21 protein-coding genes are annotated in these 24843 nt (G+C 66.5%); 7 read left to right on the top strand and 14 right to left on the bottom strand.

The window, feature by feature from the left end; translation table 11 throughout:
• Positions 1–179 precede the first annotated feature (179 nt).
• The 3 genes from ACYVKR_RS11380 to ACYVKR_RS11370 all read right to left on the bottom strand — a co-directional run bounded on the left by ACYVKR_RS11380 (position 180) and on the right by ACYVKR_RS11370 (position 3355).
• Positions 180–1694, bottom strand: a complete 1515-nt coding sequence (locus ACYVKR_RS11380; RefSeq protein WP_460481021.1) for a tripartite tricarboxylate transporter permease — start codon at positions 1692–1694, stop codon at positions 180–182.
• Entirely contained in the window at positions 1694–2281 is a 588-nt protein-coding gene (locus ACYVKR_RS11375; protein ID WP_460481020.1) for a tripartite tricarboxylate transporter TctB family protein, read from the bottom strand. The genes ACYVKR_RS11380 and ACYVKR_RS11375 overlap by 1 nt, the downstream gene beginning before the upstream one ends.
• 108 nt (positions 2282–2389) lie before the next feature.
• On the bottom strand, positions 2390–3355 hold the full coding sequence (locus tag ACYVKR_RS11370; protein WP_460481019.1) for a Bug family tripartite tricarboxylate transporter substrate binding protein: 966 nt from the start codon (positions 3353–3355) through the stop codon (positions 2390–2392).
• A 131-nt stretch (positions 3356–3486) separates the two neighbouring features.
• Between ACYVKR_RS11370 and ACYVKR_RS11365 the strand changes: the two genes are divergently transcribed.
• Genes ACYVKR_RS11365 through ACYVKR_RS11355 form a run of 3 tightly spaced genes read left to right on the top strand, consistent with a single transcriptional unit; the run spans position 3487 to position 6103 of the window.
• On the top strand, positions 3487–4173 hold the full coding sequence (locus tag ACYVKR_RS11365) for a response regulator (protein WP_460481018.1): 687 nt from the start codon (positions 3487–3489) through the stop codon (positions 4171–4173).
• Positions 4174–4192: 19 nt separating this feature from the next.
• Positions 4193–5641 carry a sensor histidine kinase gene (locus ACYVKR_RS11360; protein ID WP_460481017.1) on the top strand — a complete coding sequence of 483 codons (1449 nt, stop codon included), beginning with the start codon at positions 4193–4195 and terminating at the stop codon, positions 5639–5641.
• 27 nt (positions 5642–5668) lie between these two features.
• On the top strand, positions 5669–6103 hold the full coding sequence (locus tag ACYVKR_RS11355; protein ID WP_460481016.1) for an RNA-binding S4 domain-containing protein: 435 nt from the start codon (positions 5669–5671) through the stop codon (positions 6101–6103).
• A 62-nt stretch (positions 6104–6165) separates the two neighbouring features.
• Here ACYVKR_RS11355 and fusA read toward each other — a convergent pair whose 3' ends face one another.
• Positions 6166–8193 carry an elongation factor G gene (gene fusA, locus ACYVKR_RS11350; protein WP_460481015.1) on the bottom strand — a complete coding sequence of 676 codons (2028 nt, stop codon included), beginning with the start codon at positions 8191–8193 and terminating at the stop codon, positions 6166–6168.
• A gap of 470 nt (positions 8194–8663) precedes the next feature.
• On the opposite strand from fusA, the gene ACYVKR_RS11345 reads away from it, so the two are divergent.
• Positions 8664–10088, top strand: coding sequence for an aminotransferase-like domain-containing protein (locus ACYVKR_RS11345; protein ID WP_460481014.1), 1425 nt, complete (start codon positions 8664–8666; stop codon positions 10086–10088).
• 18 nt (positions 10089–10106) lie between these two features.
• On the opposite strand, the gene ACYVKR_RS11340 is transcribed toward ACYVKR_RS11345, so the two are convergent.
• From ACYVKR_RS11340 to ACYVKR_RS11300, 9 genes are all read right to left on the bottom strand, one after another.
• Positions 10107–10247 (bottom strand): hypothetical protein, encoded by a 141-nt coding sequence (locus ACYVKR_RS11340; RefSeq protein WP_460481013.1) that lies wholly within the window; start codon positions 10245–10247, stop codon positions 10107–10109.
• Positions 10248–10261: 14 nt separating this feature from the next.
• Positions 10262–11323 (bottom strand): GTP 3',8-cyclase MoaA, encoded by a 1062-nt coding sequence (moaA, locus tag ACYVKR_RS11335; RefSeq protein WP_460481012.1) that lies wholly within the window; start codon positions 11321–11323, stop codon positions 10262–10264.
• Positions 11324–11414: 91 nt separating this feature from the next.
• The gene (locus ACYVKR_RS11330) at positions 11415–12326 is read right to left on the bottom strand and encodes a bestrophin family protein (RefSeq protein WP_460481011.1); all 912 of its coding nucleotides are present in this window, start codon (positions 12324–12326) and stop codon (positions 11415–11417) included.
• A 21-nt stretch (positions 12327–12347) separates the two neighbouring features.
• Positions 12348–13355: a cytochrome d ubiquinol oxidase subunit II gene (gene cydB, locus ACYVKR_RS11325; protein ID WP_460481010.1), complete on the bottom strand. Its 1008-nt coding sequence runs from the start codon at positions 13353–13355 to the stop codon at positions 12348–12350.
• Between the two features lie 13 nt (positions 13356–13368).
• Positions 13369–14757 carry a cytochrome ubiquinol oxidase subunit I gene (locus ACYVKR_RS11320; RefSeq protein ID WP_460481009.1) on the bottom strand — a complete coding sequence of 463 codons (1389 nt, stop codon included), beginning with the start codon at positions 14755–14757 and terminating at the stop codon, positions 13369–13371.
• A gap of 121 nt (positions 14758–14878) precedes the next feature.
• Positions 14879–17161: an FdhF/YdeP family oxidoreductase gene (locus ACYVKR_RS11315; RefSeq protein WP_460481008.1), complete on the bottom strand. Its 2283-nt coding sequence runs from the start codon at positions 17159–17161 to the stop codon at positions 14879–14881.
• Positions 17162–17333: 172 nt separating this feature from the next.
• On the bottom strand, positions 17334–18317 hold the full coding sequence (locus ACYVKR_RS11310; RefSeq protein WP_460481007.1) for an ABC transporter substrate-binding protein: 984 nt from the start codon (positions 18315–18317) through the stop codon (positions 17334–17336).
• 24 nt (positions 18318–18341) lie between these two features.
• Complete coding sequence (locus ACYVKR_RS11305) at positions 18342–19988, bottom strand: ABC transporter permease (RefSeq protein ID WP_460481006.1); 1647 nt, start codon at positions 19986–19988, stop codon at positions 18342–18344.
• A 13-nt stretch (positions 19989–20001) separates the two neighbouring features.
• Positions 20002–21087 (bottom strand): ABC transporter ATP-binding protein, encoded by a 1086-nt coding sequence (locus ACYVKR_RS11300; protein ID WP_460481005.1) that lies wholly within the window; start codon positions 21085–21087, stop codon positions 20002–20004.
• Between the two features lie 262 nt (positions 21088–21349).
• On the opposite strand from ACYVKR_RS11300, the gene ACYVKR_RS11295 reads away from it, so the two are divergent.
• The 3 genes from ACYVKR_RS11295 to ACYVKR_RS11285 all read left to right on the top strand — a co-directional run bounded on the left by ACYVKR_RS11295 (position 21350) and on the right by ACYVKR_RS11285 (position 23556).
• A complete protein-coding gene (locus ACYVKR_RS11295) occupies positions 21350–22231 on the top strand; it encodes a LysR family transcriptional regulator (protein ID WP_460481004.1) in 882 nt (293 codons plus the stop codon).
• Positions 22232–22250: 19 nt separating this feature from the next.
• Positions 22251–22955, top strand: a complete 705-nt coding sequence (gene serB, locus ACYVKR_RS11290) for a phosphoserine phosphatase SerB (RefSeq protein WP_460481003.1) — start codon at positions 22251–22253, stop codon at positions 22953–22955.
• A gap of 376 nt (positions 22956–23331) precedes the next feature.
• Complete coding sequence (locus ACYVKR_RS11285) at positions 23332–23556, top strand: hypothetical protein (RefSeq protein ID WP_460481002.1); 225 nt, start codon at positions 23332–23334, stop codon at positions 23554–23556.
• Positions 23557–23739: 183 nt separating this feature from the next.
• Here the strand turns inward: ACYVKR_RS11285 and ACYVKR_RS11280 are convergent, their stop codons facing one another.
• Positions 23740–24048, bottom strand: coding sequence for an antibiotic biosynthesis monooxygenase family protein (locus tag ACYVKR_RS11280; protein ID WP_460481001.1), 309 nt, complete (start codon positions 24046–24048; stop codon positions 23740–23742).
• Positions 24049–24843: the final 795 nt, after the last annotated feature.

Below are 24843 nucleotides of genomic sequence, written 5' to 3'. Positions count from 1 at the left end.
TCTAAACATTGCCATCATGAGAGAGTCAAGCGCCGGCGCGGGAAAAAGAAAAACGCCGCACAAGGCGGCGTTGCTTATCAAAATAAGGAGCTGCTGGCGCTCTCCCCTCCTTGGTTTCAGATACCTTTGGCACTGAAACTCCTTTCCATCAAGCGCCAGCAGCTCTCATTTTAGTACCGTCATGCGCCTTCGAGCGCAGCCTCCTGGCGCTGCGCGCGGCGCTTGAGCACGCGCGGCACGATCAGCACGGCCAGCACGATGACGATCAGCGCCAGCGACATGGGCCGCTGCACGAAGATGCTCCAGCTGCCTTCGCCGATGGCCACGGCGTTGCGCATCTGCGCCTCGGCCAAGGGACCTAAGATCATGCCGACCACGACCGGCGCGGTCGGGAAGTCGAAGCGCCGCATCACCACGCCCAGCACGCCGATGGCCAGCAGCAGGAACAGGTCGAACGTGCTCTGGCGCATGCCGTAGGCACCCACCGTGGCGAAGATCAGGATGCCGGCGTACAGCTGCGGCTTGGGCACCTTCAGCAGCTTGACCCACATGCCCACCATGGGCAGGTTCAGCACCAGCAGCATGACGTTGCCGATGTACAGCGACGCGATCAGCGCCCACACCAGCGCGGCCGAGCTGGTGAACAGCTGCGGGCCGGGGTTGATGCCGTAGTTCTGGAAGGCGCCCAGCAGCACCGCCGTGGTGTTGCTGGTGGGGATGCCCAGCGTCAGCAGCGGGATCAGCGCCGCCGTCACCGTGGCGTTGTTGGCGGCCTCGGGGCCGGCCACGCCCTCGATGGCGCCGGTGGTGCCGAACTCGGCCTTGTCCGCGCCCTTGGCCAGCTTCTTCTCGGTCGCGTAGCTCAGGAAGGTCGGGATCTCGGTGCCGCCGGCCGGAATGCAGCCGAAGGGCGTGCCGATCACCGTGCCGCGGATCCACGCGGGCACCGAGCGCTTCCAGTCGCGGGCCGACATGTGCACGCGGCCCATCTTGTTCTGCGAGTCGCGCGTCTTGCCTTCGTACAGTGCGAAGTACAGCACCTCGGCCACCGCGAACAGGCCCACGGCCACCAGCACGATGTCGATGCCGTCCAGCAGCTCGGGCTTGCCCGCCGTGTAGCGCGCCGTGCCGGTGATCTGGTCCATGCCCACGCAGCCCAGCGCCAGGCCGACGAACAGCGCCGTCATGCCGCGCAGGCTGCTCTTGCCCAGCACCGCGCTCACGGTGGTGAAGGCCAGCACCATCAGCATGAAGTACTCGGGCGGGCCGAGCTTGACGGCGAAGTCCGCCACATAGGGCGCGAACAACGTCACCACCACGGTGGCGATGGTGCCGGCCACGAAGGAGCCTATGGCCGAGGTGGCGAGCGCCGCGCCGGCGCGGCCGCTCTTGGCCATCTTGTTGCCCTCCATGGCGGTCACCATGCTCGCGGTCTCGCCCGGTGTGTTCAGCAGGATCGACGTGGTCGAGCCGCCGTACATGGCGCCGTAGTAGATGCCGGCGAAGAAGATCATCGAGGCGGTGACTTCCACCTTGGCGGTGATCGGCAGCAGCATGGCCACGGCCACGGCGGGGCCGATGCCCGGCAGCACGCCCACGGCGGTGCCCAGCGCGCAGCCCACCAGCGCCCACAGCAGGTTGACCGGCGTGGCCGCGGTGGCGAAACCCTGAATCAGTGCGTTGAAGATATCCATCACAGCCACCCCGTTTCCGTCAGGCCCGGCAGGTTGATCGCCAGGAATTGCGTGAAGGCCCAGAACACGGGCGCGGAGATGAGTGCGCCGGTGACCACGTCCTTGGCGATGGTCTTGAAGCTGCCCACCCCGGCCTGGCCCGACGCGCGGCGCAGGCCCTGCGTGGCGAGCGCATAGCACAGCGTGCAGCTCAGGATGAAGCCCAGCGTGGTGATCAGCGCCGCATTCATCAGCAGGCCGGCGCACACCCAGGCCAGGGCGCCCCAGTCGCCGTGCTGCGCGCCATCGGGTGCATCGAGGTTGCGAAAGCCCCCGGTCAGCGCCTCCCAGCACAGCCAGACGCCGCACAGGCCCAGCACGCTGGCGGTGAGCCAGGGCAGGAAGTCGGGGCCCACGCCGCTGTAGCCGGCCTGCGACGGAATGCTCAGCGCGCCCCAGGACAGCAGGCCCGCGGTGACGAGCACCGCGATGCCCACAAGCAGCTGCATCGAGGTGCGCGGCTGGTGCGCATGCTCGAAGTCAGGCGCGGCATCGGACGGCGGCGGAGATACCGCCGCCCCCGAGGAGGAGGAAGGGAGTTCGGACATTACGGCCTCACTTATGGTCAAAAAAAGCCGCTGGCGCTTATGTAACAAGCGCAAGCAGCTATTGTTTCAGGAGCATTCGCCTGCCGGGAGCGGCAGGCGGGGGGCTGGTCAGCCCTGCACCATGCCGGCGCGGGTCATGGTGTCGCGCAGGCTGGCGAACTCGGCGGTCACGAACTTGCTGAAGTCGTCGCCGGCCAGCCAAGCGGAGGTCCAGTCGTTCTTCTTGACGGACTCGGCCCAGCTCTTGGTCTTCATGGCCTTGTCGATCATGTCGATCAGGTTCTTGCGCTGCTCGGCCGTGATGCCGGGGGCGCCGTACACGCCGCGCCAGTTGCCGATCTCCACGTCGATGCCCTGCTCCTTCAGCGTGGGCACGTCCACGCCGTCGAGGCGCTTGGCCGAGGTCACGGCGATGGGGTTCATCTTCTTGGTGGCGATGTACTCGGCGAACTCGCTGAAGCCGCTGCCGCCCACCGTCACGTTGCCGCCCAGGATGGCGGCGATCGCCTCGCCGCCCCCACGGAAGGCCACGTAGTTGATCTTGGCCGGGTCCACGCCCACGGCCTTGGCGATCATGGCCGCGGCGATGTGCTCGGTGGAGCCGCGCGAGCCGCCGCCCCACTTGACGCTGCCGGGGTCCTTCTTGAGCTGGGCGATCACTTCGGCCATGTTCTTGAAGGGCGAGTTGGCCGGCAGCACGAACACGTTGTATTCGCTCGTCAGGCGCGCCAGCGGCGTGGCCTGGCTCAGGTCCACCGGCGGCTTGCCGGTGATGATGCCGCCCAGCATCACGGCGCCCATCACCATCATGGCGTTGCCGTCGCCCTTGCTGCCGTTGACGAATTGCGCGAGGCCGATGGCGCCGGCCGCGCCGCCCTTGTTGTCATAGGTCACCGAGCTGGCCGCGCCGGCCTCCTGCAGCGCCTTGCCCAGCGCGCGGCCCGTGGTGTCCCAGCCGCCGCCGGGGTTGGCAGGCAGCATCATCTTCACGGCGGCGGCTGCATTCGCCGACAGCGGCAGGGCACCCACGGCGGCCATCGCTGCCAGCGATTTCAGGAATTGGTCACGACGCATTGCAGTCTCCTCGTTGATTGGTTTGCGGACAGCCGTGATCATCGGAGGCCAAGCTGTCATCTGGCTGTCAGGCGGGGGCTAAATCCCTAGGGAAAACTCTGAGCCGACCCCATAAATGCTAAGGTTCGCGCATGCAATTGCTTTTGATCGAGGACGATGCCGCCATGCAGGCCACGCTGCAGCGCACGCTGTCGCGGCGGGGCATCCACGTGACCCAGGTGCACGACGGCTCGCAGGCGCTGGCCGCCTGGCAGGCCGCCCAGCCCGACGCCGTGGTGCTGGACCTGTCGCTGCCCGGCATGGACGGGCTGGAAGTGCTGGCCGCCGCGCGCGGCCGCGGCTGGGCCACGCCGGTGCTGATCCTGACGGCCCGCGGCACCGTGGGCGACCGCGTGCTGGGCCTGAACACCGGCGCCGACGATTACCTGGCCAAGCCCTTCGACCTGGACGAGCTGGAGGCGCGGCTGCGTGCCCTGGTGCGCCGCGCCCGCAGCGACGACAGCCCTGCCCGGCCCGAGCAGGCCGATGCCGCCCACGCGGGCGGCGTGCGCTACGACAAGGCCGCCGGCGCCTTCTACCTGGGCAGCGAGCTGCTGGAGCTGTCGCCGCGCGAGGTGGCGCTGCTCAAGACGCTGATGCAGCAGCTCGGCCAAGCCGTCACCAAGGAGCGGCTGTTCGCCGCGGTGTTCGCCGGCGAGGCCGACGTGCAGCTCGAGGCCGTGGAGGTGGTGGCCTACCGCCTGCGCAAGAAGCTCGCGCCCACCGGTCTGCAGCTGATGACCCTGCGCGGGCTGGGCTATCTGCTCAAGGTAGGCTGACGGTAGAATCCGCCTCCCTGTGTCCACCGCCGCCCCTGCCCCCCTGCTGCGCACGCGCTCCATCCGCCGCGATCTGCTGTGGGGCATCCTGCTGCCCGTGGTGGTCTTCGTGGTCTACAACACCACCAGCCTGTACCGGCAGTCGCTCAATGCGCTGCACATCGCCTACGACCGCAGCCTGCTGGCGTCGGCCAAGGTCATCAGCGAACAGCTCGACGTGCACGGCTACGACGAGCTGGCCGTCGTCAGCTCCACCGTGCCGTACTCGGCGCTCGAGGCCTTCGAGGCCGACAACCAGACGCGCATGTTCTACCGCGTCTCGACGCTGCAAGGCGAGATGATCTCGGGCTTTGCCGAGCTGCCGGCCTGGAAGGGCCACATCCCGCTGCGCCCGGCCTATGCGGCGCTGGTGGACTTCTACGACACCCAGTTCCGCGGCATGCCGGTGCGCGTGGCCGCGCTGCTGCAGCCCGTGGCCAGCGACACCGGGCGCGGCATGGCGGTGATCCAGGTGGCCGAGACGCTGGAGCAGCGCGAGTCGCTGGCACGCGAGATCCTGATCGCCACGCTGATCAAGCAGGGCCTGCTGTTCGCCTGCATCGCCATCGTGGTGCTGGTGGTGGTGCGCCGGGCCACGCAGCCGGTGCTGCAGCTCAGCCGCCAGCTCACCGAGCGCTCGGGCGATGACCTGTCGGCGCTGCGCATCCCGGCCGACACGCCGCGCGAGATCCGCCCGCTGGTCGACGCCACCAACCAGGTGATGGCCCGGCTCGCGCACCTGCTGCGCCACCAGAAGCGCTTCGTGCGCGATGCCTCGCACCAGCTGCGCACGCCGCTGGCAGTGCTCAAGACCCAGGTGCAGTCGGCCCAGCGCGGCGACCTGCCCGCGCCCGAGGCCCTGGCCGAGATCGCCGCCACCGTGGACCGCGCCACGCAGCTCGCCAACCAGATGCTGTCGCTCGCCAAGATCGAGCAGGTGCGCCAGGAGGCGCCGGCGCAGGACGAGGACCTGACCGAGATCCTGCGCGCCATGGTGATCGAGCTGTCGCCGCTGATCGCCGACAAGAACCTGCAGTTCTCGCTGGACGCCGCGCCGGTACAGGTGCGCGCCCACCACTGGATGCTGCGCGAGATGCTGCGCAACCTGCTGCACAACGCGATCCAGCATTCGCCGCCCGACGCGCCGCTGGAAGTCAGCCTGCAGGCCGTCGCGCCCCGGCAGGCCCGGCTGCTGATCCGCGACCACGGCACCGGCCTGAGCCCCGAGGCGCAGGCGCGGCTGTTCCAGCCCTTCTCGGCCACCACCGCCGGCAGCCAGGGCCACAGCGGCACCGGCCTGGGCCTGGCCATCTGCCACGAGATCGCGCAGGCCTGCGGCGCCACGATCCAGCTGCAAAACCGCAGCGAGCACGGCCAGGTCGCCGGTCTGGACACAGTGGTGGTGTTTCCGCTGGCCGCCCCCATCTAGAGACTGTCACCCATTACCTTCGTTTCCATGCCCGTCAACGACACTTCCGCCCCCGTTTCCATGCGCCTGGACAAATGGCTCTGGTGCGCGCGCTTCTACAAGACGCGGGCCCTCGCCGTCGAAGAGATCGGCAAGGGCCGCGTGACGGTGAACACCCAGTCGGCCAAGGCCGCCAAGGAAATCCGCCCCGGCGACACCATCGCGCTGCGCCAGGGCACACTGGCCAAAACCGTCGTCGTGCGCCAGCTCTCCAACTACCGCGGCCCCGCACCGGTGGCCCAGCAGCTCTACGAGGAGACCGCCGAGAGCCTGGCCGCGCGCCAGCAGGCCGCCGAGCAGCGTCGCCTGGCCCCCGAGCCCGCCGCGACCATCGCCGACGGCCGCCCCACCAAGCGCGACCGCCGCGACATGGACCGCGCCAAGCAGTGGAACAACCGCTGGAGCGCATCGCACGAGGAGTGATGCGTCCAAGGTCCTTCCAAGAAAAAAGGGTGCAGCCCCATGGGACTGCACCCTTTTTTGGTTTACGCGGCAGCCAGCTCGGCCACGGCCTGCGGCGCCACCTGGTAGCCGTCGAACTGCATCGTGTACTGCGCGCGGCCCGATGAGAGCGCGCGCAGCGTGCCGATGTAGCCGAACATCTCCTTCAGCGGCACGCCGGCATCGACCACCGTGGCCGTGCCGCGCAGCTCATGCCCACGCACGTGGCCACGGCGCCGGTGCAGGTCGCCGATCACGTCGCCGAGGTACTCGGTGGGCGTGATCACCTCCACGGCCATCACCGGCTCCAGCAGCTGCGGCCTGGCCTTGGCAAAGGCCTCGCGCAGTGCATGGCCCGCGGCCAGCTCGAACACCATCGCCGACGAGTCGCGCTCGTGGAAAGCCCCGTCGAGCAGCACGGCGCGGAAGTCCACGGCCGGGTAGCCAGCGGCCGGCCCGGCCTCGGCCGCGCGCCGGATGCCCGCCTCCACCGCGGGTATGAACTCGCGGGGGATCGCGCCGCCAACGATGCGGCTGTCGAACTGCACGCCGGCACCGCGCTCCAGCGGCTCCAGGCGCAGCGTCAGCTGCGCGAACTGGCCAGGGCCGCCGGTCTGCTTCTTGTGCACGTGCGTCAGCTCGGCCACCGCGGCAATGGTCTCCCGGTAGGCCACCTGCGGGCGGCCCACCACCACGTCCACGCCGAAGCGCTCGTGCAGCTTGTGCACCGCCACCTCCAGCTGCAGCTCGCCCATGCCCGACAGGATGGTCTGGCCCGATTCCTCGTCCTGGCGCAGGCGCAGGCTGGGGTCTTCGCGCAGCATGGTCTGCAGTGCCTTGGACAGGCCCTGCTGATCGGCCTTGCTGCGCGGCTCCAGCGCCAGGTGGATTACCGGCTCCGGCACCACAATGGACTCCAGTTGCACCGGGTGCTTGGGATCGCTCAGGGTATGGCCCGTGAGCGTGTCCTTGAAGCCGGCCACCGCCGCGATCTCACCCGCCACCAGTTCCTCGCGCTCGATGCGCTGGTCGGCATGCACCTCGTAGAGGCGCGACGCGCGTTCCATGCGTCCGGTGCTGGTGTTGAGCACGCTGTCGCCACGCCGCAAGCGGCCCGCGTACAGGCGCACGAAGACCAGACTGCCATGCTCGTCGGCCACCAGCTTGAAAGCCAGCGCGGCGAGCGGCGCGCCTTCGCTGGCGCTGGCCCCGCCTTCGCGTTCGCCGGGCGCGGGCAGCCAATCGACCACCGCATCAAGCAGCGGCTCGATGCCACGGTTGCGGAAGGCCGAGCCCGCGAGCACCGGCACGAAGGCGCGCTTGCGCACGCCCGCGCGGATGCAGCGCAGCAGCAGCTCCACCGACGGCTCCTCGCCGCGCAGCCAGGCTTCGAGCGCCTCGTCGTCCTGCTCGACCACGGCTTCGAGCAGGCGCGCGCGGGCGGCCTGGGCCTCGGCCAGGAGTTCGGCGGGTATGGGCGCTTCCTGCACCGGCTGCGAGGCATCGCCACGCTCCCACAGCAGCGCGCGCATGCGCACCAGATCGACGACGCCGCGGAAATCGGCCTCGACGCCTATGGGCAAGTGTACCGGTACGGCCTGCACGCCCAGGCGCTCGCGCATGCTGCCGACCACTTGGTCGAAGCGCGCTCCCACGCGGTCAAGCTTGTTGACGAAGGCGATGCGCGGCACCTCGTGCCGGTCGGCCAGGCGCCAGTTGGTTTCGGTCTGCGGCTCCACGCCGGCCACGCCGTCGAGCACCACCACGGCGCCGTCGAGCACGCGCAGCGCACGGCCCACCTCGATGTTGAAGTCGATGTGGCCGGGCGTGTCGATCAGGTTGATCTGCACGCCGCGCCAGTGCACGGTGGTGGCGGCGCTGTTGATGGTGATGCCGCGCCGGCGCTCCTCGGGATCGAAGTCCATGTGGGCGGCGCCGTCGTGCACCTCGCCCATGCGGTGGCTCTCGCCCGTATAGAAGAGGATGCGTTCGCTGGTCGTGGTCTTGCCTGCGTCCACGTGGGCAATGATGCCGATGTTGCGGATGCTGGGGCTGTTGTTGTTGCGGTTCATGGTGAATCTTTCCGGACCCTTCGCGGGTCCACATGTCGGGACGATCGAGCCGCCCCGGCATGGATCACCGGGGCTGGCTCAGGACGGAGTCGGTCGGCCGAAACACGGACGCGGGCGCACGCGCACGCACCCCACGTTCCGGCGGGCGGAAATCGTGGCGATCAGCTTGTCGTAGGTGCGCATGAACATGGTGAAACCCGAAAAAACAAAAACCCCGGAAGACCATGCCTGCCGGGGTTGTGGGCCGGAAGGTCATCGCCTTCCGATTGCCATCGAAAGGACGCAGCTATGCAGCGAACGTGACTTGGAGGGCGTTGAACTTGAACATGCCGCTATTGTCCCGGCAATCGAGTGCCCCGACACGCAGTAGGGGCGGCCACCCAGCCATCGCCACCGCCTCGCGCGAACCTGCCTTGCAGTACAGTTGCCCCCTGTGCGCCGCAAGCGCCGCCCCACCCTGAAAGCAGCCTATGAAGCTCTACGAGAAGCTGGCCCAGGACATCGAACAGCAGATCCGCAAGGGCGTGTACCGTGACGGCGAACGCCTGCAGTCGGTGCGCGAGACCAGCCGGCAGCGCCAGCTCAGCGTCACCACCGTGGTCCGGGCCTACCTGCTGCTCGAAAGTCGCGGGCTGATCGTGAGCCGGCCGCAGTCGGGCTTCTTCGTGAGCCTGCGCCGCGGAGCGCCCGAGGCGCCCCCGGAGGCGCCAGAGAAGCCCCGGCCCATCGCCATCTCGGCCTCGGTGGACGTGAGCCGCCTGGTGCTGTCCACGCTGCGCACGATCTCGGCGGGCGGCGCCGTGCCGCTGGGCTCGCCCTACCCCGACCCGGCGGGCTTTCCCTTCGAGAAGCTCAATCGCTACGCCTCCGCGGCTGGCAAGCAGGCCTCGCTGCACGACCTGCAGAATGCCCTGCCGCCCGGCCATCCGCTGCTGATCCGGCAGATCGTGCGCCGCCACCTGGACCAGGGCCTGGTGGTGGACCCGGGCGAGCCCATCATCACCGTCGGCGCCACCGAGGCCATCAACCTGTGCCTGCAGGCCGTGGCCAAGCCCGGCGACGTGGTGGCGGTGGAGTCGCCCACCTTCTACGCCATGCTGCACGCCATCGAGCGCATGGGCATGAAGGTGGTCGAGGTGCCTACCCATCCGGTGCACGGCATCGAGGTGGAGACCCTGGCCCGGCTCGCGCGCGAGCTGCCCATTGCCGCCTGCATGGTGATGCCCAACTTCCAGAACCCTCTGGGCTACCGCATGCCCGACGAGCGCAAGCGCGCCCTGGTGGAGCTGGCGACGGAGCTGGACATCCCCATCATCGAGAACGGCGTCTACAACGAGCTGTACTACGGGGACGCGCCGCCAAGCACGCTCAAGGCCTTCGACCGCAAGGGTCTGGTGCTGCACTGCTCCTCGTTCTCGAAGACGTTGACCTCGGTTTACCGCATTGGCTGGGCGCTGCCGGGGCGCTACCGCGACCAGGTCGAGAAGTTGAAGTTCCTGAACACGCTGACCACGCCGTCCATTCCCCAGCTCGCCATTGCCGAGTACCTGGAGCGCGACGGCTACGAACACCAGCTGCGGCGCCTGCGCAAGACCTATGCGCAGCAGGCCAGCCTGATGCGCCATGCGGTAGCCCGCGGCTTTCCCGCGGACACACGCACCTCCACCCCCGAGGGCGGCTACCTGCTGTGGGTGGAGCTGCCGCCCCAGGTCGATGGCCTGGAGCTGTACCAGCAGTCGCTGGAGCGCGGCATCACCGTGGGGCCGGGCTATATGTTCTCGGTCTCCAACAGCTACCGGCACTTCATCCGCCTGAACTACAGCAGCCCCTGGACGCGCGAGATCGAGCAGGCTGTGGCCACCGTGGGCAAGATCGCCGCCCACGGTGCTCGCTGACCCGTTGGCCCGCTCCGCTCAGTGCCTGGCCGCCATCACCAGCAGATGGAACGGCAGGGCCAGCAGCGCCATGCCGGCCACACCGGCCAGCCACAGCAGCACAAACCACGCCAGCGGCCGGCTCGCCAGCCAGCGCCACACCTGTTGAATCCACGGCATAGGCATCTCTCCGTTCATCCACCCACCAGCGACATGCGTACCACCGGGTAGGCCTGGCGCCCGGCCTTCAGCGTGGCGCGCTGCTCCGAATAGCGGTCCTCGCGCTGCGACCAGCGCTGGCGCAGCGCCTGCAGCAGCCCCGCGTCGTCCCCGCCCTCCTGCAGCCAGGGCTTCAGGTCCAGGCCCTGCGCCGCGAACAGGCAGGTGTAGAGCTGGCCATCCGACGAGACCCGGGCGCGGGAGCAGTCGCCGCAGAAGGGCTGCGACACGCTGGCGATGAAACCCAGGCTGCCGCCGCCGTCCGCATGCCGGAAGTTGATGGCGGTGCCGCCGTCGCGCCCGCCCTCCTCCACCAGCGGGTAGACCTGCTCCACCCTGGCGCGCAGCTCCTGCGCGGTGACCACCTTGCCCGAGGCCCAGGCCGACGCGCCGCCCACGTCCATGTACTCGATGAAGCGCAGCGCCACCCCCGTGCCCTTGAAGAAGCGCACCAGCGGCAAAACCTGGTCTTCGTTGACGCCGCGCTCGACCACCGTGTTGACCTTGACCGGCGCCAGCCCGGCGGCGCTGGCCGCGGCAATGCCCTCCAGCACGCGGGCGACGGGCACGCCCGCATCCGTCATCCGGCGGAAGGTCTGGTCGTCGAGCGCATCCAGGCTGACCGTCACGCGGCTGAGCCCGGCATTGCGCAGGGCGCGCGCCTTGTCGGCCAGCAGCACGCCATTGGTGGTCAGCGCAATCTCCATCGGCGCGCCGCCCTGCGTGGTCAGCCCGGCCAGGCGCTCGATCAGCGCCTCGATGCCGCGCCGCAGCAGCGGCTCGCCGCCGGTGAGCCTGATCTTGCGCACCCCCAGCTCGGCGAAGGCCGTGGCAAGCCTCAGCATCTGGTCGAAGGACAGGCGCTGGTCGGCGCGCAGGAAGGGGTAGTCGGGGCCAAAGGCCTCGCGCGGCATGCAGTAGGTGCAGCGGAAGTTGCACTGGTCGATCACCGACAGGCGCAGGTCGCGCAAGGGGCGACCTGCACTGTCGAGCAGGCCCGCGGTGGCAGCGGGCGCAGGGGAAACGAGAATGCTCATGATTGCTCCGTGAATCCATCCATGGGACCAAGCATCCCTCACCTCTGCGGCGAGGTGCAAGCACAGTTGCCGGTCCGTGCAGCAGCACAGATCAGGTCAACTGGTAGGGCTGGCGGGGTTGGATGGGGTCCGGCAACGGCAGCCCGCAGAGCTCGCAGACCGAGCGCTCGATGTTGCGGGCCATGGCGTCCAGCGCCAATGCGTTCGGGGCCAGGCCGAACGGCTCTGCTACCTCGCCGGCAATGGCCTCCAGTGCGATCAGGGTGTAGGCGAGGAAAAGGCAGAGCAGCGGGGTGAACAGCTCCGTCGCATCGACCAGGCCGAACGGCAGCAAGATGCAGTAGGTATAGACCGTGCGGTGCAGGAGCACGCTGTAGGCAAATGGAATCGGGGTGTTGGCAATGCGCTCGCAGCCGCCGACTGCCTTGCCCATCTCGACAAGCTGCGTGTCCAGCGTCAGGAACTGGATGTCCGAAACCTGCTGCTCCCGGTTGAGCCGTGCCAGCCAGACGCGCAGCCTAAGCAGCAGGTCGCTCGGCTGGTAGACCTTGTCCGCGAGCCTTCCGGCCTGCTCGGGGCCGAGCAGGCGGCGCAGGTCCTCGGCCGGGTCCGTGCCCCTCAGCTTATGCTTGAGCGCATAGGCCACGGCGCAGACCTGGTGGGCCAGCTCCTGCGCCTGATCCTTCTGCGGCAGGTAGCACAGCATCTGCGAGCTGAGCTGGCGCGAGGCGATCAGCAGGCTGCCCCACAGGTAGCGGGCCTCCTTGAAGCGGTCGTAGCTGGCCGTGTTGCGAAAGCCCAGGAAGATCGCCAGTGTCAACCCGAACAGGGTCAGCAGCGTGGTGTTGAGCGGGATCTTCTCGCCGAAGATGCGCCCGTGCGTCAGCACCGCCACGCAGCTGACCGTACCGATGAAGAGCAGTTGGGGCAGGATGGACTGCAGCACGGAGCCGTTCCAGACGAACAGCAGCCTGAGCCAGTTTTGCTGGGGGCGCACGATCATGATGCATCGCTCCTGGGCATATCAGTGGTAGCCGGCGTCGCCATGGCGCACCTTGCCACGGAAAACCCGGTACTGCATCACGTTGTAGACCAGGATGATCGGCAGCACGATCAGCGTTCCCACCAGCGCGAACCGCTGGCTCTCCGGGCTGGACGACGCGGCCCAGATGCTCAGCGAAGGCGGCACGATGTTGGGCCAGATGCTGATAATGAGGCCCGTGTAGCCCAGAAAGCACAGCGCGAGGGTGAGCAGGAACGGCCGCACTTCATGGCGATGGCGGATGGACTGGAAGATGCCCGCCACGCAGGCCACCACCAGCACCGGTACGGGGAGGAACCAGCCCAGCAGGCCGCTGCCGAACCAGCGCTGTGCCACGGCAGGCAGGCCCAGCACCGTCCAGAGGCTGACGGCGGACACCATGGCGAGCAGCACGATGGCCAGCGGCCGCATCAGCACGCGCATGCGCCGCTGCAGTTCACCATCCGTCTTGTAGATCAGCCAGCCACAGCCGAGCGCGGCGTAGGTCACGAGCACGCCCAGGCCGCAGAAGATGCTGAACGGCGAGAGCCAGTCGAAGGGGCCGCCGGCAAACCGGCCATCAACGACGCGGGTGCCCTGCAGCAGCGAGCCCAGCACCACGCCCTGGCAGAACGCCGCCAGCGCCGAGCCGCCGGTGAAGGCCAGGTCCCAGGCGTGCTGGGTGCGGCGCGCCTTGGAGCGCAGCTCGAAGGCGGCGCCACGGAACAGCAGGCCCACCACCATCAGGATCAGCGGCAGGTAGTTGGCGGGCAGCAGGACCGAATAGGCGATCGGAAATGCACCGTACAGGCCCGCGCCACCGAGCACGAGAAAGGTCTCGTTGCCGTCCCAGACCGGTGCGACGGTGTTGAGCATGACCTGCCGCTCGTCCTTGTTCTCGAAGAAGGGGAACAGCAGACCGATGCCCAGGTCGAAGCCATCGAGCACCACGTAGAGAAAGACACCCAGGCCAATGATGGCGGCCCAGACAATGGGTAGATCCATGTGCATGATGTGCTCCCGCTCAGTGGAAGGACTGGAATTGGTCACGGTTGCTCAGGCTCGGGCGCACGGAGTGCTCCGCGCCATGCTCGGCGTGCGGCTGCGGCCCCTGGGCCATCAGCTTGAGCATGTAGTACACGCCTGCGCCAAAGACCAGCACGTAGGCAACCACCAGGATCAGCAGCGACACGCCCGCCTGCTGGCTGCCGATGGGAGACACCGAGTCCGCCGTGCGCAGCACGCCGTAAACCGTCCAGGGTTGCCGCCCGACCTCGGTGGTGACCCAGCCCGCGAGCAAGGCGATCAGCCCCGAGGGCCCCATGCAGACCACGAAGCGCTGGAAGGTCCGCGACTCGTACAGCCTCCCGCCACGGCGCAGCGCCAGCCCCAGCACGGCCACCAGCAGCATGAGCATGCCCAGCCCCGCCATGATGCGGAACGACCAGAAGACGATCAGCGAGTTCGGCCGGTCTTCCTTGGGAAACTCCTTGAGCCCGCGGATCTCGCCGTCCCACGAGTGCGTGAGGATGAGGCTGCCCAGGTGCGGCACCTGCACGGCGTATTTCGTCTCCTCCGCCTGCATGTCGGGAATGCCGAAGAGATTGAGCGCGGTGCCGCCCTGCTCCGTCTCCCACAGGCCTTCGATCGCGGCGATCTTGGCGGGCTGATGCTCGCGGGTGTTCAGGCCATGCGCGTCGCCTACCAGGATCTGGATCGGCGCGAGCAGCAGCAGGATCCACAGCCCCATGGAGAAACTGCGCTTGACCGGTTCGTCGCGCCGGCCCCTGAGCAGATGCCAGGCGCCGCAGGCGGCCACCATGAAGGCGGCGACGATGAATGCCGCGATCGTCATGTGCAGCAGGCGGTAAGGAAACGAGGGGTTGAAGATCACCGCCAGCCAGTCCACCGGCACCATGCGGCCGTCGCGGATCTCATAGCCCTGCGGGGTCTGCATGAAGCTGTTCGAGGACAGGATCCAGAACGTGGAGATCAGTGTGCCCACCGCGACCATCACGGTGGCGAAGAAGTGCGCGCGCGGACTCACCCGCCGCCAGCCGAAGAGCATCACGCCGAGGAAGCCAGCCTCGAGGAAGAACGCGGTGAGCACCTCGTAGGTCAGCAGCGGCCCGGTGATGTTGCCGGCAAAGCGCGAGAAGCCGCTCCAGTTCGTGCCGAACTCGTAGGCCATGACGACACCGGACACCACGCCCATGCCGAAGCCGATGGCAAAGATCTTCGACCAGAAGAAGAACATGTCCTGGTAGACCTTGTTGCCATTGGCCAGCCAGCGCCACTCGAGCACCGCCAGGAAGCTGGCCATGCCGATGCTGATGGCCGGAAAGATGATATGCACGGCAACAGTGAAGGCGAACTGCAGCCGGGCCAGGTGAAGGGCGTCGAACATTTCCATGGTGGGAATCTCCTGTCTGTTGCAGGGATGGCGGCAAGGCGAACGGGCGAGGAACGGCAGGGCGAGCACGTCCCCGACCTCTTGCAAGCAAGAGGCCCGGTGCCGTGTTCTTCTTGCCTGCTCAGGCGGCCTGCGGGGGCTCCTGGCGCAGCACGCGCACGGGGATCGACTTGTACGACGGCGTGCCGCTCTCCTCGTCGATATAGTCCAGCGGCACCAATACGTTGGCCTCGGGGTAGTAGGCCGCCACCGAGCCCGGCGCGATGTCGTACTCGATGGCCGTGATGCCGCCCAGCCGCAGCGAGCGGTTCTGCGAGACGGTCTCGATCTCGACCAGGTCGCCATGCTCGATGCCGTGCACCGCCATGTCCTCGGGGCTCATAAACAGCACGTCGCGCCGGCCGAAGACGCCGCGGTAACGGTCGTCCATGCCGTAGATCGTGGTGTTGTACTGGTCATGGCTGCGGATGGTGACCAGGCGCAGCACGTCGTCGTCCCAGGGCAGATAGTTCTCGCGTACGCCGGGAAAGACCGAGAACATAGCCTTGCCTGAGGGCGTGGGCCATTGGCGCTCGGTGGGCGGCAGTGGCATGCGGAAGCCCCCGGGGACGCGGATGCGCGCGTTGTAGTCGTCGAATCCGGGAATGGTGCGCTCGATCAGTTCACGGATCCGGTCGTAATCGTCCACCAAGTGCATCCAGTCGGTCTTGCTGCCCTTGAGCGTGGCCACGGCCATTCCCGCCACGATGGCCGGCTCCGAGCGCAGGAACTGCGAGGCCGGGCGCAGCCGACCCGCCGAGGCATGCACCATGGACATCGAGTCCTCGACCGTGATGGACTGCGCGCCGCTGGTCTGCATGTCGAGCTCCGTGCGGCCGATCACGGGCAGGATGAAGGTCTCCTTGCCGACCAGCAGATGCGAGCGGTTGAGCTTGGTGCCCAGGTGGACGCTGAGGTCCAGCTGCTTCATCGCGGGAAACGCGAGCTCCGGGTCGGGCATGGCGACCGCGAAATTGCCGCCCAGGCAGATCAGCACCTTCGATTTTCCATCGACCATGGCCTGCATGGTCTTGACCGCGTCGTGCCCGTGCTCCCGCGGTGGCTGGAAGCCGAAGACTGCTTCGAGCTTGCCCAGGAACTCCTCCGACGGCTTCTCAGTGATGCCCACCGTGCGGTTGCCCTGCACGTTGGAGTGGCCGCGCAGCGGGCAGATGCCGGCGCCCGGCTTGCCGAAGTTGCCGCGCATCAGCAGCAGGTCGGCGATCAGGCGCACGTTCCAGGTGCCGGTGTTGTGCTGGGTCAGGCCCATCCCATAGGCGATGATCGTCGCCTTGGACTTGGCATAGGCCTCGGCCACCTGCTCCAACTGGGCACGCGTGAGGCCGCTCTCCTTCTCGATCTGCGGCCATTGCGTCCCGGCCAGGTCGGCGACCAGCGCATCGAAGCCTTCGGTGTGCTCGGCGATGAAGTCGCGGTCCAGGACCTGGCCCTGGCTGCTTTCCAGGTCCAGCAGCGCCTTCATGATGCCCTTGAGCGCGGCGGCATCGCCGCCGGCCCGGACCTGGAAGTAGGTCGAGGCGATTGCCGTCGAACTGAAGGTCGCCATCTCGATCATGTTCTGCGGATCGGCAAAGCGCTCCAGTGCCCGTTCCTTGAGCGGGTTGAACACGATGATCGGCACGCCCCGGCGCGCCGCCTCGTGCAGGGTACCCATCATGCGCGGATGGTTGGTGCCCGGGTTGTGGCCCATCGAGATGATGAGCTCGGTCTTCTCGAAGTCGTCCAGCGACACCGTTCCCTTGCCGATGCCGATGGACTGCGGCAGGCCGACGCTGGTGGCCTCGTGGCACATGTTCGAGCAGTCGGGAAAGTTGTTGGTACCGAATTCACGGGCGAAGAGCTGGAACAGGTAGGCCGCTTCGTTGGAAGCGCGTCCCGAGGTGTAGAACTCGGCCTGGTCGGGGGATTCGAGGCCGCGCAGCACCTGGCCGATGCGCTCGAACGCGGCGTCCCAGCTCACCGGGTAGAACTTGTCGTCCGCCGCGTTGTAGGCCATGGGATGCGTCAGCCGCCCAAAATCCTCGAGCTCGTAGTCGCTGAGCCTGAGCAGCTCCGTCACCGTGTGCTGCGCGAAGAACTCGGGCGTGACCCGCTTGCTGGTGGCCTCCCAGGTCACGGCCTTGGCACCGTTCTCGCAGAACTGGAAGGTCGAGCGGTGCTCTTTGTCCGGCCAGGCGCAGCCCGGGCAGTCGAAGCCCGTGGGCTGGTTGGTACGCATCAGCACGATGGGCGCCTCCAGCACCTCCATTTGCTGGTGCACGGCTTGTGCCGTGGCCTTCAGTGCCCCCCAGCCGCCAGCCGGGCTGTCGTAACGGCGAATGCCAGGAACTTCGCGTTTTGCCATGGGAATCTCCATTTCGCTTGATAAGGCTACTGTAGAGAGACCTGGGCCCCCTGGAAGTATTCAGTTCAGCCCCCCGGAAAAGAGCACAGTTGGCAGAACCACCAAACGGCAACGGCCAGGAGCATGTGCGTGTGCTCCTGGCCGCGGCAGGGAAAAACGGGTGGCGCAGCGTTCAGCGAGCCTTGTTCACCGCCAGATTCCACAGTGCCACCAACTGCTCGTATTCGGCCGAGGCCTTTTCCTGGTCCAGCGGGAAGATCTTGATGGATTTCAGATCGGGCAGCGAGGTCAGCTTCGACACGGCGATGTCGGTGCGCGTGGGCCGGCGGAAGTTCTTCACCAGCAAGGCCTCCTGCACCTCCTTGCTCAGAAGCCCGTTGTACAGGGTCTTGGCTGCGGCCATGTTCTTCGCGCCCTTGACGATGAACATGCCTTCGGGCGCGAGGTAGCTGCCCTCGCTCGGGTACACGAGCTTGATCTCCTTCTGGCCGCCGGCCACATACTCCTGCGCGGCGTACTCGAGGGTCAGGCCGACGGCATATTCACCCGCCGCCGCCCCTTTGTAGGTTGTGCCGGAAGAAGAAGTCACCACGGCATTCGCGGCGATTTTCTCCAGTCCTTCCTTGCCGAACTGCTTGAGCAGGCCGTAGACCAGCATGTAGGCTGTGGCGCTCTTGCTCGGATCGGTGATGGCGAACTTGCCCTTCCACTCGGGTTTCATCAGGTCGGACCAGGTCTTGGGCGCAGCCAGGCCCTTGAGCTGGCGCTCGTTGACCATCATCACCATCACATGCACATTGGTGCCCACCCACAGGTCGTTCGGCCCACGGAACTCCGCCGGGACGGCCTCGACCCCAGGTGCCTTGTAGGGCTCCAGGAACTCCTTGTAGGCCCCCAGCGTGCCGAAGCCCCCGCTCCACAGCACATCGCCACGCGGGTTCTTGGCCTCGGCCTGGATGCGCTTCATGAGTGATCCGGTGCCGCCCGTGACCTGTTGCACGTTCAGCGAGGACGATTGCTTCTTGACCACGCCGAGCGCGGTTTCGATGGTCTCCGTGTTGTTGGACGAGTACAGCACCACGGTCTGCGCGTGCGCCACGGCAGCCACCAGGCCCACGGTGGCCAGCATGGATTGCAAAAGGGTCTTGATCTTCATGAAAGGCCTTTCGGTTGGGAACACTTATTTGCTGGAGAACAGATTGACGCGGAACACCTTGATGGCCACCACGATGGGCAGCAGGATCACGCTGACCAGCGCGGCGCCGTAGGCCGAGGCCAGGCCCAGGCGACCGCCGTCCACCTGGCGGAAGATGGCGATGGGCATGGTCTCCAGCCCGCCCGTGTAGACCACCACCGAGGCCGACAGTTCCGAGATGGTGGTGACCCACATGAGGATGGCGGCCGAGATCAGCGAAGCTTTCATCGCCGGCAGCACGACCTTGAAGAAGGTCATGAGCGGCGAGACGCCCAGGCTCACCGAGGCCTCCTCGATCGAGTCCGGTATGTTGAACAGCGTGGACGATGCATTGCGCACCGCGAATGGCAGGCGCCGCACGGTATAGGCCAGCACCATGATGCCCGAGGTGCCCGCGAGGATGAGCCAGCCGGTGTTGAAGGTCTGCACCAGCGCGATGCCCAGCACCGTGCCCGAGATGGTCAGCGGCAGCACCACGATGTAGTCCAGCGCCTGGGTGAATACATTGCGCTTCTTGATGGTGAGGTAGCTCACCAGCACCGCGAAGACCACCCCCGCGAGCGTGGCCAGCGAGGAGAACCAGAGCGAGTTGAGGATGGGCTCGGGTGCGCCATGCAGCGCGCGCTGCAGGCTGTTCAACGACCATGAGCCCCAGCGCATCACCGGGCCGCTGGTCTCGGTGAACGCGGCAATGAACACCACGATCAGCGGCAGCATGGACGCGAGGATGATGAGGCCCACCGCTCCGGTGAACAGCAGCGCCGCGCCCGAGCGCACCCGCACTGGTACAGGAGCACGGCCCTGCGTCATGGCGTAGACCTTGCGCTCCACCACGCGCTTCTGGAAGAACAGCACCACGGCCACGATGGCGATGGAGACCACCGACATGGCGCTCTGCAATGCGGGACTGCCCCCCATCTCGCTCACGAAGGTGTTGTAGGTCATCACCGAAAGCAGGGGCACGCGGCTGCCCAGCATCATCGACAGGGCGAAATTGCCGACCACCAGGGTGAACACCACGAGCGCATTGACCAGCACTGCGGGCAGCATCACCGGCACGAGCACGCGCAGCTTGGTGACCAGGGGCGAGGTTCCCAGGCTCAGTCCCGCCTCCTCCAACTGGCCGTCAAAACCGCGCAGCGCCGCGAGCACGCCCAGGTAGATGTAGGTGTAGTACACCAGCGTCATCGAGAAGACCATGCCCGTCCAGCCATAGAACGACGGCAGCTCGATGCCGAGCCCGGCCAGGAAGTTGGTCAACAGGCCGTTGTTGCCCAGGATCAGCAGCCACGACTGGCCGACGATGATCTCGGGGATGACGATGGTCAGCACCGGCAGCACGGCCACCAGGTTCTTGAGCGGGAACTCGTAGCGCGCCACCATGTAGGCGAAGGGCACGCCCACCAGCACCGTGCACGCGGTGACGGAGAAGCCCAGCACCAGCGTGTTGCGGAAGGCCTGCAGGTACTCAGTGTCTCGCGCCAGCGTGGCGAAGGCACCCAGCGAATAGGCACCCGAATCGTCCAGCACGCTGTTGCCGAACAGCACGGCCAGCGGGTAGAGCACGAAGAACAGCAGCAGCGCCAGGCTCACGGCCGTCAGCACACCCCAGGGCCACCATTGGATTTTCATGGAGCCCTCCGTCTCAAGCGGCCACCACGCGGCTGTGCGCGGGCATCAGCACCTGCACCCGGTCGCCAGGATGGAAGTCGGCCACGGTATTGCCCGCATGCTGCTCGACCCGGATTTCGGGGCCGTCCTGCAACTGCACGCGATAGGCAGTCTTGAAGCCCAGGTACTGCCTGCGCAGCACCTGGCCAGGCAGGGCGTTGGGCACATGCGGCGCAGGCGCCATGAGCGAGAGATCTTCGGGCCGGGCGATCAGGACGCCCTGCGCATCGAGGGTCTGCCCTCCCTGCACACCGTCCAGCTCACGGCCGGCAAGCTGGTAGCGCACATGAGCGGGTACGCCATCGTCAAACCGCCCGGGCATCACCTGGGCAGGCACGGGCAGCACGTTGGCCGAGCCGATGAAGTCCGCCACGTAGGCGTTGACCGGCGTGCCATACAGCTCCTCAGGTGTGCCGAGCTGGGCGATGCTGCCGCGGTCCATGATGGCGATGCGGTCCGACATGGCCAAGGCCTCTTCTTGGTCGTGGGTCACGAAGACGGTGGTGATGCCGGCCTCGCGCACCAGGTCCAGGATCACGTCGCGCATCTGCAGGCGCATCTTCGCGTCGAGGTTCGAAAGCGGCTCGTCCATGAGCAGCACGCGCGGACGGATGACCAGCGCACGTGCCAATGCCACGCGCTGGCGCTGGCCACCGCTCATCTGGGCGGGATACCGATCGGCCAGCGCGGCCAGGCCCACCTTGTCGAGGGCCTCACCCACCCGGCGTGCGATCTCGGGCTTGGCCACCTTGCGCGCGCGCAGCCCGTAGGCCACATTGTCGAAAGCCGATTTATCGGGGAACAGCGCATAGTCCTGGAACACCATGCCGATATCGCGGTGGTGGGTGGATACGCGCGTGACATCGTCCTTGTCGAACAGCAGGCGCCCGCCATCGGGCTCATAAAAGCCCGCGATGCAGCGCAGCAGCGTCGTCTTGCCGCAGCCGCTGGGGCCCAGCAGGGTGTAGAACGCGCCGTCCGGGATGTGCAGCGACAGGTGCTGCAGCACGGTCTGTCCGCTGAATTGCTTGACGAGACCGTCAATGGTGATGGATGCCATGGGGGAAGGAGGACTGAAGCCAGGCGTCGATCCTAGAAAACGCGGAGCCCCGACACAAGCGCTGATTTATTGGCCCAGCCGTTAGTTTTTCTAACGGATTACATCCTAAGATGGCTGCGCTGAAAATACGCGGCCCCACCGGGCCACAGCACCCCATCCAACCACCATGCCGCTCCCCTGCCCTGCCTTTTTCCGATACCGGCCCGCCTGCGCGCCGTGCGGAGCATGCCGGGCCGGAATCGCCCGGGGCTGACACCAGGACATGGCCAGGCGCGTGCTGCCCCCGCTCAAGGCGCTGCGTGCCTTCGAGGCTGCCGCGCGCCATGCCAGCTTCACGGCCGCTGCCGAAGAGCTGAGCATCACCCACAGCGCGGTGAGCCAGCAGATACGTATCCTGGAGGACTACCTCGGCCATGCCCTCTTCGCGCGCGAGGCTCGCGGCGTGGTGCTGTTGCCGCATGCCCGCGCCTACTTCCTGGAGGTGCAGGCCAGCCTGGACCGCATCTCCTCGGCCACCCTTGCCGCCAGGTCGCCAGGCGCGCAACGCGTGCTGCGCGTCTGCACCTCGCCGTCGCTCGCGATGAAGTGGCTGATCCCGCGCCTGGCGGGCTTCCAGGCGCTGGCGCCCGGAGTGGAGGTGCAGCTATCGACCCTCGGGCGCCCCTTCATCGAACGCGCCGATGCGGGCAGCGATGTGGTGGTTAGGCGCACGCCCATGCAGCGGCCAGGGCACACCTGCGTGCGCTGCCTGGACGACTACCTGTTGCCCGTGGCTTCGCCGCGCTTCATCCAGAAGAACCGCATCCAGACCGCGGCCGACTGCCTGGGCCACCCACTGCTACAGGTGCGCGGCAGCATGGACGCCTGGCCGCGTTGGTTCGGGTTGGCAGGGCTGGAAGTGCCCTCCCAGCTGCCCGGCCCGGTGTTCGATCACCAGTTCCTCTGCCTGCAGGCCGCCACGAACGACCTGGGCCTGGCCATGGCGCCTCGGTGCCTGCTCGAGGAAGACATCCAGGCAGGCCGCCTGCGCCCCTTGTTCGAAGGGCCACGCCTGCCCAGCCTGGGCATCTACGCCATGTACCGCACCGAGACACCGGTGGCGGCGCTGGCACGCCAGTTCGTTGACTGGCTGGGGCATCTCTGATTGCTTGAAAGGGTTTCGCATGCATGAATTTCTTCCTGGCCTGTGGCTGCGCGACGCGGCCACAGCACGGCGGCTATCGGACTATCGCCTGATCGCGTTCGACATGGACTCCACGCTGATCTCCATCGAGACCGTGGACGAATTGGCCGAGATGGCAGGCCGCGGCCCTGAGGTAGCCGCCATCACCGAGGCTGCGATGCGCGGCGAACTGCCCGACTACAAGGAGAGCCTGCGCCAGCGCGTAGCCCTGCTGCGCGGCCTGCCCCAGAGCGTACTCGACCTGGTGTACGAGCAGCGCCTGCGCCTGAACCCTGGAGTGTCTGAATTGATCGCCGCCTGCAAGGCTGCTGGCCTGCGCTGCATCCTGGTGACCGGGGGCTTCACCTGCTTCACCGACAGGTTGCGTGAACGATTGGGCCTAGACGACGTGCGCGCCAATGTGCTGGAACTGCAAGACGGGAAAATCACCGGGCGGCTGCTGCCCCAACCCTGGGGCGACATCGTGGATGGGGCAGAAAAGCGCCACATGCTGTTGCAGACCTGCAGCGACATGGGCATCGATGCAGCCCAGTCCATCGCGATGGGCGACGGCGCCAACGACCTGCCCATGATGGGGGCTGCAGGCCTGTCTGTTGCTTACCATGCCAAGCCCGTCGTACGTGCACAGGCCGACGTGGCCATCGACACCGGCGGGCTGGACCGCCTGCTCGAAGTGCTGCGCTGAGCTGCCGCCGCACGGCACCGGCACCCCATGTACGGTGCCGAGCACGAGATTGGCAAGGCCTGCGCCTTGCTACGATTGCGATAGTGAAAATGTACTATGGCCTTTGTCAAAGCGAGCGATTAACATCTGCCCATTCCTTTTCGCCGAGCTAGAGGTCTCCACCCTCCCTCTCTATCTATCTTCCTCCAGCAGCCCCAAGGGCATCGGCATTTTCTTCTAGGCCCGCAGCTTGTCTCGCGGGCCTTTTCTTTGGTGCAAGCCAACGCATAGCTCACTCGCTGCCATATCCCCCTCACACTGGGAATAAACGCGGGATCCTCTTTCGCAACAGGGAGCCAGGATGGCAAGATACTCCTATCCTTCTTTGGAAACAGCGATGAGCAGCTCTCTTTTCATGGGCGTGAAGATCACCCCCGACTCCCATCCCCACGACGAATTACCCGGCATATGGCTACCCTTGGCCCGGCTGCAGATTGCAGCCACCGGCCAGGCGCTGGAGGATGTCAGGGATAAGCAACCATGCGACAGCCAGGCCGATGCAGACGCGCGCGCACTGCGCGTCGCCATACGCCGCATTCGGGAGGGATTGCACCAGGGTTGAGCTGGCAGTTGGGCTGCTCCGAGTTGCAGGGCGAAGTCTTGTAGCCGCCAAGGGACATCGGCAAGGAAGCGAGGCACTTCATCAATGGCACCATGCTGCGAGACACATGCTCGCCAGCGAACTAGGCCTAGCTACTCAAGGAGCGACTGAACCCAGCGCGCGCCTTCACTCAGCCAAGCATGCCTATTGCGGCACGGCGCCCTCCACGATGGAGAAATGCTCCACATGCGGGGGCTGCACGAAATACGGGCCGATGATGCCTCGCCATTGCGCAAATGCTGGCGACTCGCGAAACCCCTCCATATGGTCCTCCAGCGAGTCCCAATGCACCGTCAGCACATAGCGGCTCGGCGTCTCGATGCAGGCATAGATGCCATGGCCGCGGTAGCCGCGAGCCTTGGACAGCACCGTCTGCGCGGCCTGTTGCAGCGCCTGCCCGAACTCGTCATGCCGCGAGGGGTCGATTTTGAAGTCAGCAATTTCAACGATCATGGATGTCTCCGAGGATAAAGGGGCCGCTGGATGCGGAGGCACGGCATGCCTCCAACACCATGTGGCACGCGGCATTATCCGCGCTCGCCGGCTAGCAATGTTGCTCGCCGAGATCACAGGCTACCAAGGGCAGCTCAAATCCCGTTCGCATTTTCTGCCGGTCGATGAAGCTGCGAAACGCTGATCGAAAGCATCTTGCGCGACCGTTTCTATACAGCTCCGGCGGGTCGATCAAGCATATCTACGGGCACTCCGACAAGACCACCGGACGCTACATCAAGGCCCTATGGAACGCTACGGCTCAGCCCAACGACACGCCAATGGCGTGACCGCATGGACTGCTGGATATGAGACACGTCTCACACGGCATCACATAAACGAAGAAACCCGCTATGCAAAACATAGTCCTGCGTCTTAAATACAAATACCGTACGTCATTGATTTTCAATCATAAAAAATCAGGTTTAATTTATTCGGCATACACACTGGCATACATGCCTATGAAACGAACCTGCATCAGGGGCATGATGATGAGCGCTACGGTTTAGCGCATGATGCGCTGGGTACGATGCTTGGCCAGCGACAGCCAGCACCGTGAATGCCGTCGAAATGGAATTGGTCATGCCTATCATCAATAGCCCGAAAGACCCGCAAAAACTTGACATCGAGGCCAATTCGGACCGGAAGGCACCGAGCCTCCACCGAGTGCCGCCGGAGTCACAGGCCAGCGTGTTGATTTCCACGCAGAACTGACCCAGTAACCCCCGGGATTTCCATCCAAACCTGACCCACGTG

This window comes from Comamonas humi (assembly GCF_054782535.1).
The sequence above is the reverse complement of the archived record's forward strand: the minus strand, read 5'-3'. Positions and strand labels throughout refer to the sequence as shown.

Excerpts from the sequence above, each read along its gene's own strand:
- ACYVKR_RS11380 (WP_460481021.1), bottom strand. The coding sequence starts at position 1,694 with ATGGATATCTTCAACGCACTGATTCAGGGTTTCGCCACCGCGGCCACG.
- ACYVKR_RS11375 (WP_460481020.1), bottom strand. The coding sequence starts at position 2,281 with ATGTCCGAACTCCCTTCCTCCTCCTCGGGGGCGGCGGTATCTCCGCCG.
- ACYVKR_RS11370 (WP_460481019.1), bottom strand. The coding sequence starts at position 3,355 with ATGCGTCGTGACCAATTCCTGAAATCGCTGGCAGCGATGGCCGCCGTG.
- ACYVKR_RS11365 (WP_460481018.1), top strand. The coding sequence starts at position 3,487 with ATGCAATTGCTTTTGATCGAGGACGATGCCGCCATGCAGGCCACGCTG.
- ACYVKR_RS11355 (WP_460481016.1), top strand. The coding sequence starts at position 5,669 with ATGCCCGTCAACGACACTTCCGCCCCCGTTTCCATGCGCCTGGACAAA.
- fusA (WP_460481015.1), bottom strand. The coding sequence starts at position 8,193 with ATGAACCGCAACAACAACAGCCCCAGCATCCGCAACATCGGCATCATT.
- ACYVKR_RS11345 (WP_460481014.1), top strand. The coding sequence starts at position 8,664 with ATGAAGCTCTACGAGAAGCTGGCCCAGGACATCGAACAGCAGATCCGC.
- ACYVKR_RS11340 (WP_460481013.1), bottom strand. The coding sequence starts at position 10,247 with ATGCCGTGGATTCAACAGGTGTGGCGCTGGCTGGCGAGCCGGCCGCTG.
- moaA (WP_460481012.1), bottom strand. The coding sequence starts at position 11,323 with ATGAGCATTCTCGTTTCCCCTGCGCCCGCTGCCACCGCGGGCCTGCTC.
- ACYVKR_RS11330 (WP_460481011.1), bottom strand. The coding sequence starts at position 12,326 with ATGATCGTGCGCCCCCAGCAAAACTGGCTCAGGCTGCTGTTCGTCTGG.
- cydB (WP_460481010.1), bottom strand. The coding sequence starts at position 13,355 with ATGCACATGGATCTACCCATTGTCTGGGCCGCCATCATTGGCCTGGGT.
- ACYVKR_RS11320 (WP_460481009.1), bottom strand. The coding sequence starts at position 14,757 with ATGGAAATGTTCGACGCCCTTCACCTGGCCCGGCTGCAGTTCGCCTTC.
- ACYVKR_RS11315 (WP_460481008.1), bottom strand. The coding sequence starts at position 17,161 with ATGGCAAAACGCGAAGTTCCTGGCATTCGCCGTTACGACAGCCCGGCT.
- ACYVKR_RS11310 (WP_460481007.1), bottom strand. The coding sequence starts at position 18,317 with ATGAAGATCAAGACCCTTTTGCAATCCATGCTGGCCACCGTGGGCCTG.
- ACYVKR_RS11305 (WP_460481006.1), bottom strand. The coding sequence starts at position 19,988 with ATGAAAATCCAATGGTGGCCCTGGGGTGTGCTGACGGCCGTGAGCCTG.
- ACYVKR_RS11300 (WP_460481005.1), bottom strand. The coding sequence starts at position 21,087 with ATGGCATCCATCACCATTGACGGTCTCGTCAAGCAATTCAGCGGACAG.
- ACYVKR_RS11295 (WP_460481004.1), top strand. The coding sequence starts at position 21,350 with ATGGCCAGGCGCGTGCTGCCCCCGCTCAAGGCGCTGCGTGCCTTCGAG.
- serB (WP_460481003.1), top strand. The coding sequence starts at position 22,251 with ATGCATGAATTTCTTCCTGGCCTGTGGCTGCGCGACGCGGCCACAGCA.
- ACYVKR_RS11285 (WP_460481002.1), top strand. The coding sequence starts at position 23,332 with ATGAGCAGCTCTCTTTTCATGGGCGTGAAGATCACCCCCGACTCCCAT.
- ACYVKR_RS11280 (WP_460481001.1), bottom strand. The coding sequence starts at position 24,048 with ATGATCGTTGAAATTGCTGACTTCAAAATCGACCCCTCGCGGCATGAC.